Annotated in this window: 8 protein-coding genes; 1 reads left to right on the top strand and 7 read right to left on the bottom strand. The window is 66.0% G+C overall.

From position 1 onward, the window contains the following. Positions 1 to 69: 69 nt before the first annotated feature. Positions 70 to 1,326, bottom strand: coding sequence for an MFS transporter (locus tag LV28_RS35225; protein ID WP_023874456.1), 1,257 nt, complete (start codon positions 1,324 to 1,326; stop codon positions 70 to 72). Positions 1,327 to 1,606: 280 nt separating this feature from the next. On the opposite strand from LV28_RS35225, the gene LV28_RS35220 reads away from it, so the two are divergent. Next, positions 1,607 to 2,872, top strand: coding sequence for an NAD(P)/FAD-dependent oxidoreductase (locus tag LV28_RS35220; RefSeq protein WP_038617662.1), 1,266 nt, complete (start codon positions 1,607 to 1,609; stop codon positions 2,870 to 2,872). A 105-nt stretch (positions 2,873 to 2,977) separates the two neighbouring features. On the opposite strand, the gene LV28_RS35215 is transcribed toward LV28_RS35220, so the two are convergent. The 6 genes from LV28_RS35215 to LV28_RS35190 all read right to left on the bottom strand — a co-directional run bounded on the left by LV28_RS35215 (position 2,978) and on the right by LV28_RS35190 (position 14,346). Next, on the bottom strand, positions 2,978 to 3,916 hold the full coding sequence (locus LV28_RS35215; protein WP_048806358.1) for a universal stress protein: 939 nt from the start codon (positions 3,914 to 3,916) through the stop codon (positions 2,978 to 2,980). 276 nt (positions 3,917 to 4,192) lie between these two features. Next, positions 4,193 to 5,188: an aldo/keto reductase gene (locus LV28_RS35210; protein WP_023595830.1), complete on the bottom strand. Its 996-nt coding sequence runs from the start codon at positions 5,186 to 5,188 to the stop codon at positions 4,193 to 4,195. A 148-nt stretch (positions 5,189 to 5,336) separates the two neighbouring features. Then, a complete protein-coding gene (gene bcsG / locus LV28_RS35205) occupies positions 5,337 to 6,971 on the bottom strand; it encodes a cellulose biosynthesis protein BcsG (protein ID WP_025249107.1) in 1,635 nt (544 codons plus the stop codon). Between the two features lie 12 nt (positions 6,972 to 6,983). Then, complete coding sequence (gene bcsA, locus LV28_RS35200; protein WP_038617666.1) at positions 6,984 to 9,641, bottom strand: UDP-forming cellulose synthase catalytic subunit; 2,658 nt, start codon at positions 9,639 to 9,641, stop codon at positions 6,984 to 6,986. After that, positions 9,638 to 10,420 carry a cellulose synthase operon protein YhjQ/BcsQ gene (locus LV28_RS35195; protein ID WP_023595827.1) on the bottom strand — a complete coding sequence of 261 codons (783 nt, stop codon included), beginning with the start codon at positions 10,418 to 10,420 and terminating at the stop codon, positions 9,638 to 9,640. The genes bcsA and LV28_RS35195 overlap by 4 nt, the downstream gene beginning before the upstream one ends. 89 nt (positions 10,421 to 10,509) lie before the next feature. Continuing rightward, on the bottom strand, positions 10,510 to 14,346 hold the full coding sequence (locus LV28_RS35190) for a cellulose synthase subunit BcsC-related outer membrane protein (protein WP_158516337.1): 3,837 nt from the start codon (positions 14,344 to 14,346) through the stop codon (positions 10,510 to 10,512). Positions 14,347 to 14,368: the final 22 nt, after the last annotated feature.

Below are 14,368 nucleotides of genomic sequence, written 5' to 3'. Positions count from 1 at the left end.
TTCAGAGCTCTTCCGCACCCCGGGTACGCATCAAAACCGGCGGCGCGCCCGGCCCGGATCGCGGCCTCGCTATCTCGTGGCCGTCGCTCCCGGTGGCAGCCCGGCGGCGCCGGTGTTTTCCTCGCCGGTGTGCAGCACCACGCCGCGACGTTCGCGACCGAAGCAGATCATCACCGCGATCACCACGGCCACCGTTCCGGCAACGAGCGCCATGGCCAGGCCGAAGTTGCCGCCATGCGCCTTCGCGATGCTCGCCTGCAGATTGCCGTTCACCGAGGCAAGCAGATTTCCCAACTGGTACACCAGCCCCGGGAACGTGGCGCGAATCTCGTCGGGCGAGAGTTCGTTGAGGTGAGCGGGTATCACGCCCCACGCACCCTGCACCGAGATCTGCATGAGGAACGCGCCAATCGCCAGCATCACCGCACCGCTGGAAAACGCCCACAGCGGCAGCACCGGCAACGCGATGAGCGCGGCAATGATGATGGCGCGCCGACGGCCGATCCGCTCCGAAATCGCCCCGAAGAACAGGCCGCCGATGATCGCGCCAATGTTGTAGGTGATGGCGATCCAACTCACCGTGTGCGGATCGAACTTGTGCTGCACCTGAAGGAACGTCGGGTAGAGATCCTGCGTACCGTGCGAAAAGAAGTTGAATGCCGTCATCAGCACGATCGCGTAGAGCGCGAGCTTCCAGTCGCGCGTGAGCACCTGCACGAAGTTGGCGCGCGGCGCCGCGCTGCGCGCCTTTCCTTTCGCCCACGCGGGCGACTCCGGAACGTGCCGGCGGATGTAGAACACCAGCAATGCCGGCAACACGCCGACAAAGAACATTCCGCGCCAGCCGATGCTCTCGTAGAAAAGGCCGTACACGATCGAAGCCAGCAGATAGCCACTCGGATAGCCCGCCTGCAGCAAGCCGGACACGATGCCACGCGAATGCGTCGGCACACTCTCCATCGTGAGCGCCGCGCCAACGCCCCACTCTCCCCCCATCGCAATACCGAACAGGGCCCGCAGGATCAGCAGTACCGTAAGACTGGGCGCGAAGCCAGAGGCCAGTTCGAGCACGGCATAGAGCAGCACGCTGGCCATCATCGCCGGTCGTCTCCCGAACCTGTCGCCCAACCGACCGAAGATGAAGGCGCCAACGGGACGCATCGCCAACGTGAGCAACAGCGCGAACGCCACACTGCCCAGCTCGGTGTTGAACTCCTTCGCGATGTCCTTGAGCACGAACACCATCAGGAAGAAATCGAACGCGTCGAGCGTCCACCCAAGATAGCTTGCCGTTACCACATGCTTCTGTTCTTTTGTCCAGGACATGGTGTCTCCTTCATCGGCGGCAGTATTGCGCGACGAATTCACTCTACTCCTGAATCCGCATGGGAATGCAAGACGGGCCGCAAACCCGCATGAACACTGGAACGACACCTTTGCGACGAAGGTTTTATCTGTCATAACACGCGGACTCGGCCTGGCGCGGCGGAATGATCGCGGGTATCGAATGCCTCCGGTGCATCGCGCGCAAATGCTGTCTTGGCGGTATCCGGGACGCCACCGATGCGCCGATGCATTACACTGGCGGCCGAATTCTTCAGCTCTCATGTCCATGTCCGAAGCCATTTCCACCACCGTCATTCTCGGCGCCGGCCAGGCTGGCGGCGAAACCGCCCTCGCCCTGCGCCAACTCGGCTACTCTGGCCGCATCGTCCTTGCGGGCAGCGAAACGCACCTGCCGTATCGCCGCCCGCCGCTCTCGAAGGCGTTTCTGGCCGGTCAGGCCGACGAAGCCAGTTTGCTGATTCGTCCGGCAGATGCCTGGGAGAAGGCAGAGATCGATGTGCGGCTGGGCGTGACGGCCACCGCCATCGACCGCGCCGCACGCACCGTGACGTTCGATGACGGCGAGACACTCCGCTATGACCATCTGGTGCTCGCGCTGGGCGGGCGGGTCCGTGCGCTGCCGCTGCCGGGCGCTCAGGCGCCGAATGTCCATTACCTGCGCAACATCGCCGACGCGCAGCGCCTGCGCGAGGCGCTCACCCCCGGCAAGCGCGTCGTGGTGGTCGGCGGCGGCTATATCGGTCTGGAAGTGGCGGCCAGCGCCGTCAAGGCCGGTACGTCGGTGACCCTCCTGGAGGCTGCCCCGCGTCTGCTCGCCCGTGTGGCGGAAGCCGACCTGGCCGGCTTCTTCGCCACGCTGCATCGCGACAACGGCGTGGACGTGCAAACCGGTGTCGGCGTCACCGCGCTGGAGCGGGATGCATCGGGCAACGTCGTGGCGGTTGTCGCCGGCGAGAAGCGCCTGCCGGCGGACGTGGTCGTCGTAGGCATCGGCCTGATCCCCAACACCGAGCTGGCGCAGGCCGCCGGTTTGCAGGTCGACAACGGCATCGTCGTCGACGAATTCGCCCGCACGAGCGACCCGGCGATTCTCGCCGTGGGCGACTGCGCGCATCACGCGCACCCGGCCCTGGGCCGCCGCATTCGACTGGAGTCAGTGCCCAGCGCCAGCGAAATGGCCAAGGTGGCCGCGAGCGTGGTCCATGGCGAAACGCCGAAGGCCGTTGCCACCGAGCCGTGGTTCTGGTCGGATCAATTCAATGCGAAGTTGCAGATGGTCGGCATGACAGAGGGTCACGATGCCGTCGTCGAGCGCCGTTTGCCGGATGCACAGGGCGCGGCGGTGTTCATGCTGTTCTATCTGCGCGACGGCGCCATGGTTGCAGCGGCAAGCATCAACCGTGCGCAGGAGTTTCTGGCCGCTCGCGAACTGGTCGGCCGTCGCGCGGTCATCGACCCCGCTCGTCTGGCCGATGCCGCGACGCCGCTCAAGACGCTGCTCGCCGAACTCGGCCCGACCGCCTGAAGCGCGTTGCCTTGCCCTGACGCCGCGACGCGCTCAGACGTTGCGGCACGGGGCCGAAGCCCCCGGACCGCCCGGACCGCCGGCCCGCCCTGCATGCCAGTCATGTCAGACATGACTCGCGTGGGCGGGCAACAACAACACCGGCCGACCCGCGTTGCGGGCGGTTTCCTCGGCCACGCTGCCCAGCGCGAAGCGCCGGAAACCGCGCCGTCCATGCGTGCCAAGCACGATCAGATCGACGTCGGCATCCTTGCCCGAGGCGATGATCTGATCGGCCACCCCTTCGCCAACCGGCTGAATCTCCCGCATTTCCACCTCGCCCGGCACGCCCGCTTCATGCATCCGTTGTCGCGCCCAGTTGCGCACCTGGTCGCCGACCGCGCGTACCGCATGGAGCAACGGCTCCGGGTCGAAGCCGGCGATGAACGGGCCCGGTAGATCGAGCACGTGCACCACGCGCAGCAATGCGCCATGGGTGCGCGCGAGCGACAGCGCATAGTCGAAAGCGCGGCGCGACGTCTCACTGTCGTCCAGCGCGACGAGGATCTGTTCATAGTGCCCGCCGGCACGCAGTGGCGCATGCGGACGCGCCTCGCCGGCAACGAGCATCACCGGCACTTCGGCGCTGCGCAGGATCTGTTCGGCCACGCTGCCCAGCATGGCACGCCGCACACCGCTGCGGCCGTGCGTGCCAACGACGATGATGTCGGCGCCACACTCGATGGCTTCGCGCCTGATGGCTTCGGGCACTGTCTCGCCCGTCGTTCGCAGATCGATCAGGTGCGCCTGCGCGTCGTCGAATCCCTCTTCGCGCAGGTACAGCACCGCGCGGGCGAGATGCTCCTCGCCCTCGCGCTGCATGTCCCGGCGCACCTGTTCCAGATCGATGAGTTTGCCGAAGGCCGACGTGAGCAGCGTCACGGGATCTTCGACGGTATGAATGACGCGAATCACGTCGCCCTTGCGGGCAAAGGCGGCGGCCTCGCGCAACGCCCGGCGCGACGACTCGCTACCGTCGGTGGCCAGCAGGATGCGTTTTGTCATGGAAGGCCTCGCGTGGAAAGTGACGAAAAATCGCACGCACCCGAGGGTTTCGACTGGCAAACCGGCCGCGCGATGTTTCCACTATACCGCCCGATGACCGACCTGCGCCAGCGTGGCGCGAGCCAGCGCCGGCGCGGATCGGAAAACAGCGAACCGTGTCTCCGCACGACGGCCGCTCACGGCCCGACATCGTGCTTCATCGTGCTTCATCGGGCTGCATCGCGCGCCATGGCGCGTGATGCAGCCCGATGGCACGCGATGGCACGTCATCTCGCTTTAGCGCGCTGCGTCGCCCCAGCGATACGCGTGCGAGGCGTCATCGAGCTTCGCTTTGAGCGCCGGGTCGAGGGCGTAATCGATGGTGCCGAGCGTCTCGCTCAACTGGTCGACGCGACTCGCACCGATGATGGCCGAGGTGACGACCGGATTGGCCAGCACCCAGGCGAGCGACAGTCGCGTGAGCGACTCGCCGGCGTCTTTCGCGATGCCCTTGAGCGCTTCGATGGTCTCGAACTCGCGCTCATGCCAGTAGCGCTGCTGGTACATCGCGCCGGCCTTGCCGACCGTTGCGGTGAAACGGCCCTCGTTGGGCGCGGCGTCGTGACGATACTTGCCCGTGAGCAGCCCACCGGCGAGCGGATTGTAGGGAATCACGGCAAGACCTTCCTCGCTCGCGAGCGGCAGCAGTTCGCGTTCGATCTGGCGGAACAGCAGGTTGTAGCGCGGTTGCACCGAAACGAAACGCGTCGCGCGCAGCACGTCGGCGCGGCCCAACGCCCGGGCGAGACGATACGCCAGATAGTTCGACACGCCGATGTAGCGCGCCTTGCCCGACTTCACGATGGTATCGAGGGCTTCGAGCGTCTCGTCGATGGGGGTTTCCGTGTCGTCGGAGTGCAGTTGATACAGATCGACGTAATCCGTTCCCAGACGGGCCAGCGAGGCGTCGATCGCGTCGAGCAGGTGCTTGCGCGATGCCCCCTTGTCCCACGGCGACGGCCCCATCTGGCCGCAGGCTTTCGTGGCCACGATGAACTTGTCGCGCCGCCCCTTGAGCCAGCGGCCGACGATCTCCTCGGTACGGCCTGCCAGCGACGTGTCGGCGCCGAGCGGGTAAACGTCGGCGACGTCGATAAAGTTCACGCCCGCGTCGGTAGCGCGATCGAGGATGGCGTGGCTTGCCGCCTCTTCGGTCTGGAGACCGAACGTCATGGTCCCCAGGCACAGGCGGGAAACGGTCAGGCCGGTGCGGCCGAATTTCGTGTATTGCACGGTAACTCCCGGAAGGTTCGGTTCTGGCGATGGTACTGCGCGGTACCGTCCGCGCGCACGCGCCCGGGCGAGCACGCTCGGGCAAGACGCACAGTATGCGCGATTCCGGGCAAACCGGTGTGCGAGCGGTTCAAGGACCGCTTGAGCGCTACTCGACGGATTTCAGATCGAGCCAGACGCCATCCACGCCGCGAATCATGATCTTGCCGCCGTACTTCATGACGGTTGTCTGTTCGTTTTCCGACACGAAGGCTGTCTGTGGCAAATCGTTGGCGTAAGGCGCCAGGTCGGGCGCGCCCGCGAAGGGGTTGTTCGCGACGAGATGCGAGACAAGCGTCATGAGCGCCAGATAACTCGTGGGCGTGGAGATCGCGATCGGCCTGCCATGCGAGGCCGTCGCGCCGGCGCCGAAGCCCACCAGCTTGACCGCCACCGGCACATGGGTGATTTCGGGCAGCGGAATCTCGCGCATGCCGGAAATCTGCAGCTTGCTGCCGCGCAGTGCCGCCCCATGTTCGGGCACGAACACGACGATCGCCTTGCGCCCCGACTTCTCGATGGTGTCGATGAACTGGCCAAAGTCGTCGAACATGGCCTTTGCGCGAATCGGGTAACTCTGCACGCTCGAGAGCTTCGAGCCTTCGAGACGATTGCCGTCGTGCAGCGAGATCGTGTTGTAGTAGAGCGCCACGCGCTTGTCCGGCATCGCGGTGCGTTGTTTCCACCACGCTTGCAGCACGTCGCCGTCGGAGCGGATCGGGGTTTCGTCGAAGGCGCGCATGGACACGCGGGTGTGCGTGTTGTCGAACGGTGCGACGCCCGGCACATTGAAGTTTTGCTGCACCTCCTGCATGAAATTGTCGAAGTGCCCGTCGTGGTTCATGGCGAGCGAGGGCGTGAAGCCGAGATTCTTCAAATCGCTCATGACATAGCATTGCGGGCCTGCCGGGTCGTACAGCGCCTTGTGCGTCGGTTGACCGCAGCCGGCGCGCAATACGCGGATGGCCGCCGGTCCGCTGTAGCTCGCCGCCGAGTTGAAGTTCTTGAAGATGAAATCGAAGCGCGAGAGCAGCGGCTGGTTTTCCAGATTGTCGACGTCCAGATCGTCCTGCGCGAGCGAGCAGATGTGCAGGAAGATGATGTCGTAGTCGGGCCCCGCGCCCGCCTGGGCCGGCAACGAGACCGAGCGGGTGAGCTCACGTGCATAGAAGCTGCTGAGCGCCGCGTTCGGCGTGGGGCCCGGAGGCACCTCGCCGTCGCCGACAACGAACTCGCCCGTCGTCGCCGCGGCGCCGTTCGCGTCCGCGGCCGGGCCGGTCGCCACCGCCGCGGTATCGCCCTGCGCGGCCACCACCGGCGGAACCGACACGAGCGAGCTCACGCGCAGCATGCCGGGCACGATCAGCAGCGCGAGCAGCACGAACGTCGTCACTCGCACCCAACGATTCACGATCCAGTAGACAAGCAGCAGGATGGCCAGCAGCAGCCAGTCACGCGCGGAAACGAAGCGCCCGAGCAACTCGACGATGTAGGAGAAGCGGAACTGCAGCAGCGCGGGCAGCTGTTCGATGAAGCGGCCGAACGGCGGCAGGTTCGAGTCGTAGTAAAGCAATGCCGCGCCCACCGGAATGGCAATGACCTGCCGGGTGATGCGCGCCCAGCGTGGCCGCAGGCGAATCGCGAGCAACAGCGCCAAGACGAGGTTCGGCAGCACATGGAAGCCGATGATGCCCGCCCACAGCAGCAACAGCTTGAGAATGAAATAGAGGTTCCAGATACCCATCGTGGGATTTCCTCACGTATGACGTGCGCCGCGCAGACGATTCTGCCAGCGAGTCACCAGTTTGCTCAGCAAATAGTTCGCCAGCACCTGATAGCCCCGCAGGCCCATCGCCAGCATTTCGAAAAGCGCCTTGATCGGCTCGTCGCGCGTGCGCTCCGCGTCCCAGTCGCGCCACGCGTCGGCACGCCCGAAGGTGAATTGCACCAAATGCTTGTCCTGCTCCGGCGTGAGAGGCAAGAAGGCAAGGAACAGGTCATGTCCTCGCGCGCCGACCACGCTTACCGGAAAGCCGTATTCGGTTTCGCCGCGCGTGAGCGCCACCTGCGCCTCGGTACCGGCCGTCAAGTTCAGCGCTACCGGCAATTGCAGCGCCAGACCGCCGCCCGAGAAGTCTCGCGTGTGGCATGCCATCGCGCGGCCGTCGGGCAGATAGAGCGTGGCGGGCAGGCGTATCGTCACGCGGTGCGTGCGCCGTACCTGCCTGACTTCCGTTGCCACCGCGACAGCCGCTCCGAGCACCGCCAGGTTGAACGTCACCCACGCCAGATTGAACCCCAGGGCCCCGCCCTCGCCCGACGGTCCGTAGAAGTACCGGACGATGCCGGCGAGAAAGCCCAGCAAGTTGAAACCCAGCAGCACCAGATAGGGTTTCGAGATGCTCCAGTCGAAGAAGCTCTGCTCGATCAGCCCACCCTTGGCCGTCACGTTGAACTTGCCATAGCGCGGATTGATGAACGCGACCGTGGTCGGCAGCGCCACGTACCACGCCAGTACGGCCTCGTAGACATCCGACCAGAACGAATGACGGTATTTGCCCTGGATGCGCGAGTTCGCGATGTTCGCATGGGCGATGTGCGGCAGGACATAGGCGCAAATGCTCAGCGCCGCGGCCTGCACGATGTGCAGACCGAAGAACAGGTAGCAGATCGGGGCGAGCAGGAAAATAATACGCGGAATGCCATAGAAGAAATGCAGCATGCCGTTCGCGTAACAGATCCGCTGGCCGAACTTCAGGCCGCGCCCGAACAGCGGATTGTCCACGCGAAAGATCTGCGCCATGCCGCGGGCCCAACGAATGCGTTGCCCCACGTGCCCGGAGAGCGACTCGGTGGCCAGCCCCGCCGCCTGCACCACCTTCAGATACACGGTATTCCAGCCACGACGGTGCATCTTGAGCGCCGTATGGGCGTCCTCCGTCACGGTCTCCACGGCCACGCCACCGACTTCATCGAGTGCCGTGCGGCGCAGCACCGCGCAGGAGCCGCAGAAGAACGACGCGTTCCAGAAGTCGTTGCCGTCCTGCACCACGCCATAGAAAAGCCGCCCTTCGTTTGGCACCGCACCGCGCGTGGCGAGGTTGCGCTCGAAAGGATCGTCGGAAAAGAAATGGTGCGGGGTCTGCACGAGCGAACAACGTTCGTCCTTGAGAAACGCGCCCATCGTCGTTTGCAGGAAGGAGCGCACGGGGATGTGATCGCAATCGAAGATCGCGATGAACTCGCCCTGCGTCTGGCCAAGCGCGTGATTGATATTGCCCGCCTTGGCATGGCGATTGTCCGCTCGCGTGACGTAATGCACGCCGGCCTGCTCGGCGAACCGACGCATCTCGTCGCGACGCCCGTCGTCGAGCAGATAGATGTTGAGTTTCTCCGGCGGCCAGTCGATCCCGCATGCGGCATACACGGTCGGGCGCACCACATCGAGCCCCTCGTTGTAGGTCGGAATGTAGACGTCAACGCTTGGCCAGAGGCGCGTGTCCGGCGGCAGCGGCGTGATACGGCGATGCAACGGCCAGACGGTCTGGATGTAGCCGAACAGCAAGATCATCCATGTGTACATTTCGGCGGCAACAAGCGTGTAGCCGACGATGGCCTCGGGCAGCGTGTCAAACGCGAGCGACTGCGTCAGGCGCCACCACACGTAGCGAATCGTCGAGATCAGCGACAGGCCGATCAGCACCAGCACCGAGTACTGGCTGTCGAGACGGCGAAATACCAGTGCCAGCGCGAGTGTGCACAGCGAGAACAACAACTGCTCGAAGGGATCGAACGGCGTGGTCACGATCCAGAACACGCCCATCAGCCCAAACAGCGCAACGATCGTGGAGGTCAGGCGCCAGGCCATGACGCGCTCGAGTTGTTTGTCGAATCGGTGCGCGAGTTGTGCCGGCGTGTCGGGCGGAATGCCGAAGAGCGTCTGCACCACCCACAACCGCGCGCGTTCGTTGCAGGCGCGAAATGCGAGCCACGCGGAGTACGGCGGAAATGGCGGACGCCGGTCCGCGCGACGCCACAGCAGCGCCCGCACCATCTTCCAGAAGCCCGCGTCGACGGGCAGGTCGAGTCGCTGCGTGACGCGCTCATTGATCCACGCGAAGGCACGCCCCGGGTAGTCGGGCCGTCCGCTGCGCGGGGGCTGGAACAGTGCGCGCAGCCACCAGTCGCGCCACTGGTCGAGTTGGCGCACGTCGAGCCGCATGGCCAGCCGCGCCACGACATGATCGCCCCGCCGCGTGATCCACAGGCGGTGTTCCGGCGCCCGCAGCGTCGCGGCGAGCAGCCATTGCACCACACCGGGCGGGCGACCGTCCGGTCGATGCGGCACGGACAGGCGACGCGCCGCGATTTCGCGCCCAAGCTTGTACACGGACGCCAGCGTATCGCGGATCATGGTACCGCCCTCCCCGCCGAGCCCGGCGTGCCGGTCCCGTCGTCGGGCGTCGTGGCGCGCAGCACCCAGGCCGCGAGCTCAACGAAGTCGAGCGCGGCCTGCGAGCCGTGTCCGGCCTTCGCCAACGGTTCGCCGGCGGCGCCGGCAATACCGACGGCTTCATCGCGGTGAATGCGCAACGGCACGACGGCATCCCCACCGCGCCCCTGGATCAGATGCAGCAAGTCGTTGTTGAGCGGCGAGCTCGCTGCGGCCAGGTTCGGCACCATCTGCACACGTCCGGCGCATGCGGTCATCAGATCGGGTTGCGTGACGCAGCCGGTCGTGGTGACCGGCACGACCCCCAGCACCAGATCGGCGCTCGCCATCAATGCCTGTGTCATCGCGTCCGGAAGTCGCGGCGTGTCGATGAACACCCGGGCGCCATCGGGCAATCCCGCAGCGCCGAGTTGGCGACGCAGTCCGCCGGTGTCGTCGCGCAGCCACTGCGCCATGGCTGCGACGCTCGCGGCATTGCTGTGTCCGGCGGGCAGCAGCGCGACGCCTGGCGGAGTGTCGCGCACGATCGTGCGCCAACCATCGGGCGCGACACCCTCGGTCAGCACGCCCGCCTCGCAGGTTTCGCGCAAGCCGAGCAGCGCGGCAAGACTGTTCTGCGCATCGAGCTCGATCACGGCGGCCGGATGCGACGCATGAGCCAGTTGCGTGGCCAGGTGTGCGCACACCGTACTGCGGCCAGCCCCTCCCGCGCTCGAGACGACGGCGATGAGCGTCAGCATGCGACCTCCCAGTCGGTGGCACTGGCCGCCGGGCGCGGTGCACGCAAATCCGGCGCGTTGAAGGTGACATCGATGCAGTCGCGCATAAGTCAGTAACTCCAGATCGGGCGAACCGGCGACGGCGGCATCGGGACATCGCCGCGACGGGCATCGAAGTGGTACCGCATATAGACAAGGAAGCGGTTCGGCGCATAGTAGTCGGAGCGTTCGAACTGCACCTGCCCCCCGATCACCCAGTGCCGGTTGATCCAGTATTCGGCACGCCCGAGCAACGAGAAACCGACACCGAAACCGCCGCCGGACCCATACGTGAGGTCGCCACTGGCCGCTTGCAGCGCGCCGTTCGTGGGGAAGTAAGGCATCGACTTCTCCTGACTTTGCGAGAAGGACACCGAGCCGCGCAGGTAGTACGACCAGCGCTGGGTGCGACCGTACCACTCCAGCGGCAGTGTCAGAGACACGTAGGTCTGCGGGCTGTAATAGCCGCCGTGGCCATAGGTATAGAAACGCTCATTCTGCGCAAAGCTGTCGAAGAACAGCGTCACGCCCGTGTTCATGCGCATGTCGCGCTTGTAGATGAGCGGCAGATCCACGCCGGCGCGCGCCGACACTTCCGTATTGTTGAGCACATTCTCCCCGGTGAGCCGCGCCACGCTTGCCTCGCCGAAGATGCCCCACTTGGGGAAGTCGCGCGACGCGTGGAACGTGAGCGCGTCGCGTCTCACGCCGCCCCACTTGCCGTCCCCGAAGATCTCGGGCAGCGGCAGATTCGCGCCGGCGTATGACACCATGCTGCCGGTCATCGGGCGGCGCGACGCATCGACCCAATAGTTATAGCGCCCCAGATTGCCGAACAGGCGCACGCCGCCCGTCACATACGATACGGGGAAGCCGATCGGCGTGTGGCCGATGTCGGCGCGAATCCAGTCGTTCTCGTAGCCGAGCATGAGCGCCTGTCCGTGCGCCTTCTGCCGCTTCGTGCCATAGTCGGCGAGCACCCCGGGATTGGCCGCTCGAAACGACGGCACGTTCAGCAACGGCAGCGTGCCGAATTCCGAAGTGCCATTGAGCGGCAGGTCGCCCGAGTCCGCGCTGACGTAATCGGTCTGGGCAAACACATGGCCGTCGTAACCCACGGCATATTGACCATACAGCGGCACGGCCCGCGCGTTGAACATCGAAATGCCGCCGTCGCCCTTCTTCTGGTCGATTTCATAGCCCGCCGCGACATAACTGTTGCGCCGCGCCTCGAGCGAATCGATCGCCGATTCGGCCGATGTCATGCCGTCATAGCCCGGCAATGCCCCCTGCACGATCTCTTCCTTGCGTGCCTGGTCGTACCACGCCTTGGCCTCGTTGTAGTGGCGTTGCGATTGCGCGATTCGACCGCGTTGCACCGTCACCGCAGGCGTATCGGGAAACTGCGCGCGCAGCCTGTCGTTCAACGCGATGGCTTCGTCGTAGCGCTGCATCGCATTCAGGCGTCGTACCGCGGCCAACTGCGTCCAGACGTCGTCGGGCGGCGCCTCGGCCAGCGCGCGATCGAGCTCGCGATTGGCGGCCTCGTCGTCCTGCATCTCGTAGAGCACGCGTACGAGCGAAAGCCGTGCGTCCTGATCGTTCGGGTCCTGACGGATCTGATCTTCGGCGATCTTGCGAGCGTCGTCATAGCGCCGCTCGTCGAAATAGATGTCGCCCAACGTCGACAAGGCGCGCTTGTCGGGCGGCTGGCGCGAGAGCAACGGATCGAGCTTCGCGCGTGCCGTGGTGAAGTCGCCCAGCGCGCGCGCGCGGTCGGCCTGGCGCAGCGCGAGCCGATCCTGCAGGTCCCGCCATTCGTCGCGCTGATCGGCGCCAAGGACGGCCGGGTCCATGCTGGCCAGGAACGTACCGAGCTCCGCATCCCGCTCCGCGGTGTTGAGCAGCTCGGCATAGCGCAGCTGGGCATCCGGCTGCGGCTTGTCGGCATGCGCGGCGAGCCAATCGCGCATGAGCGCCAGCCCCTGCTCCGGCTGACCGGCCGCCACGCGCGCCCGGGCCACTTCGCCGATCAGCTCGGGATCGTCGCCCGCCATGGCCAACGCTTCGCGATAGCGCGCTTCGGCCTGTGCGTCGTCGCCGGCCGCTCGTGCCTCGCGTGCCTCGCGCGCCGCATCGCGAATGGCGAGTGTCGTTTGCATGCGTTTGATCGACGGTGTGGCGTTCGCCGCCGGAATCTGCGCGAGCGAAGCGCGCGCGCCGGCCTCGTCGTCGATCACGTTCAGGTAGATCGCTTGCGCATACAGCATTTGCGCCCGGTCGTCAGGGTCGAGCGGCACTCGCATGCCTTCGGCCATCACCTCACGGCCGATTTGCGGCAGACGCAATTTCCGGTACAGGCTGGCGAGCGAATAACGCGTCCAGGCGTTGCCCGGATCGAGTGCGACCGCACGCTCGAGCGCCGCGAGTGCCGGGCCGTTGTGCCCCCGGGCAATCAGGCGCTCGGCGTCGTCGGCGAGCGCCGCCGATTCTGCCTTGTCGAAGCGCGCCTTGTCCTGTGGGAAACGGCGGCGCAGGTCGCCGAGCAGATTCGCAAGCGCCGTGCGGCGTTGCTGGCGCGAATACAGCGTGATCATTCCGCGCAGCGCCGTATCGTTGTCGGGCTCGATCTTCAGCGCCTGCTGGAAAAGTCGCTCGGCGTCGTCATCGCGCTTGTCGTCGAGCGCAATGTCGCCGAGCAATGCGAGTCCGTCAGGATTGCGAGGATCGCTTGCCAGCGCGCTGCGCACCAGACGGTCGGCTTCGGCCAGTCGGCCGGCGTCGCGGGCTTCGCGCGCGGCCGACATGGCGCCCCAGAACTGCGATGTCTTGAGCAGGCTGCGCCACTTGCCCGCGTTCTCCGGATCCTTGCGCAGCGCTTCGGCAAACAGCGCCTGGGCCGCCTTGTGATCGCCCTGGCGCATCTTCACCAGCCCGAGCGAGCCGAGCAACTCGCCGTCGTTCGGCCGTTTGGCGCGCGCCGCATCGAGCGACTTCTCGGCCTCGCCCAGGCGCCCCTGATCAAGCGCCTTGATGCCCGCCTGCCGCGACTGGTATGCGGGATCGCTGAGCATGCGCGTGCGGGCGGCCTGCTGCGCGTTGAGCTTGTCATACGCCGAGCGGATGTCGGCATCGTTCGGCGCGAGCGCCAGATAACGCTGATACAGCGGCAGCCAGGCGAGGTTGCCGTCGGCCTTGGATAACCCCTTCTGCCAGAGCGGCAGCAGCGCGTTCATGTCGGCGTTCGGGCGCGCCGCGAGCTCGGCCACCATGCGCGTGCCCGCGAGCCGCGTCGAAGGCCGGTCGATCATGAGCTCGGCCAGCGACTGGGCAGCGCGCGTATCGTTCGGCGAGCGTCTGGCCAGATCGGCCAACCCCTGTTGCGCGGCCGGCCAGCCGTTGGTCGCATTGGCTTGCGCCCGGAAGTATTCCACGCCGAGTTGGCCCGTCGGCGGGCCGTCGGGGAACAGCGCCTTGTATTCGGCAAACGCGGCGTCGGCCTGGCCGCTGCGTTGAAGCAATCGCGCACGTGCGATTCGGGACTTGTCGACCGTGTTCACACGGATCACATCCGCCAGGGCTTTCGTCGCCGGGGCGTTCGGATAACGCGCACGAAGCTTCTGCAACGCCTGGTTTGCCTGCTGCGGATGATTTTCCTCGATCTCGATCTGGCCGAGCAGCGACAGGGCATCCGGCTGGTCGGGCTGCACGAGCAACGCCTTTTCCAGCGCGGCACGCGCGAGATCGTTGCGATGTCGGGCCTGCCAGAGCACGGCGCTGGCGAGCAGATTGCCGACGTCGCGATTGGCCGCGACCGCGCCGCCGGCCCCGGCGTTGGCCCCGTTGGCGCCGGCAGTCGACGACGTCGGCCCCGGAGCCGCGCGCACGTGCACAGCGCCTGCGGCCATCAACAGGCATGTCATGCATGCG

The sequence above is a fragment of the Pandoraea pnomenusa genome, from assembly GCF_000767615.3.
In the GTDB taxonomy this organism is placed as follows: domain Bacteria; phylum Pseudomonadota; class Gammaproteobacteria; order Burkholderiales; family Burkholderiaceae; genus Pandoraea; species Pandoraea pnomenusa.
The sequence above is the reverse complement of the archived record's forward strand: the minus strand, read 5'-3'. Positions and strand labels throughout refer to the sequence as shown.

Bases quoted from the DNA above. Each gene is read 5' to 3' on its own strand.
- LV28_RS35190 (WP_158516337.1), bottom strand. From the start codon at position 14,346: ATGGCCGCAGGCGCTGTGCACGTGCGCGCGGCTCCGGGGCCGACGTCG.
- LV28_RS35220 (WP_038617662.1), top strand. From the start codon at position 1,607: ATGTCCATGTCCGAAGCCATTTCCACCACCGTCATTCTCGGCGCCGGC.
- LV28_RS35215 (WP_048806358.1), bottom strand. From the start codon at position 3,916: ATGACAAAACGCATCCTGCTGGCCACCGACGGTAGCGAGTCGTCGCGC.
- bcsA (WP_038617666.1), bottom strand. From the start codon at position 9,641: ATGATCCGCGATACGCTGGCGTCCGTGTACAAGCTTGGGCGCGAAATC.
- LV28_RS35195 (WP_023595827.1), bottom strand. From the start codon at position 10,420: ATGCTGACGCTCATCGCCGTCGTCTCGAGCGCGGGAGGGGCTGGCCGC.
- LV28_RS35225 (WP_023874456.1), bottom strand. From the start codon at position 1,326: ATGTCCTGGACAAAAGAACAGAAGCATGTGGTAACGGCAAGCTATCTT.
- bcsG (WP_025249107.1), bottom strand. From the start codon at position 6,971: ATGGGTATCTGGAACCTCTATTTCATTCTCAAGCTGTTGCTGCTGTGG.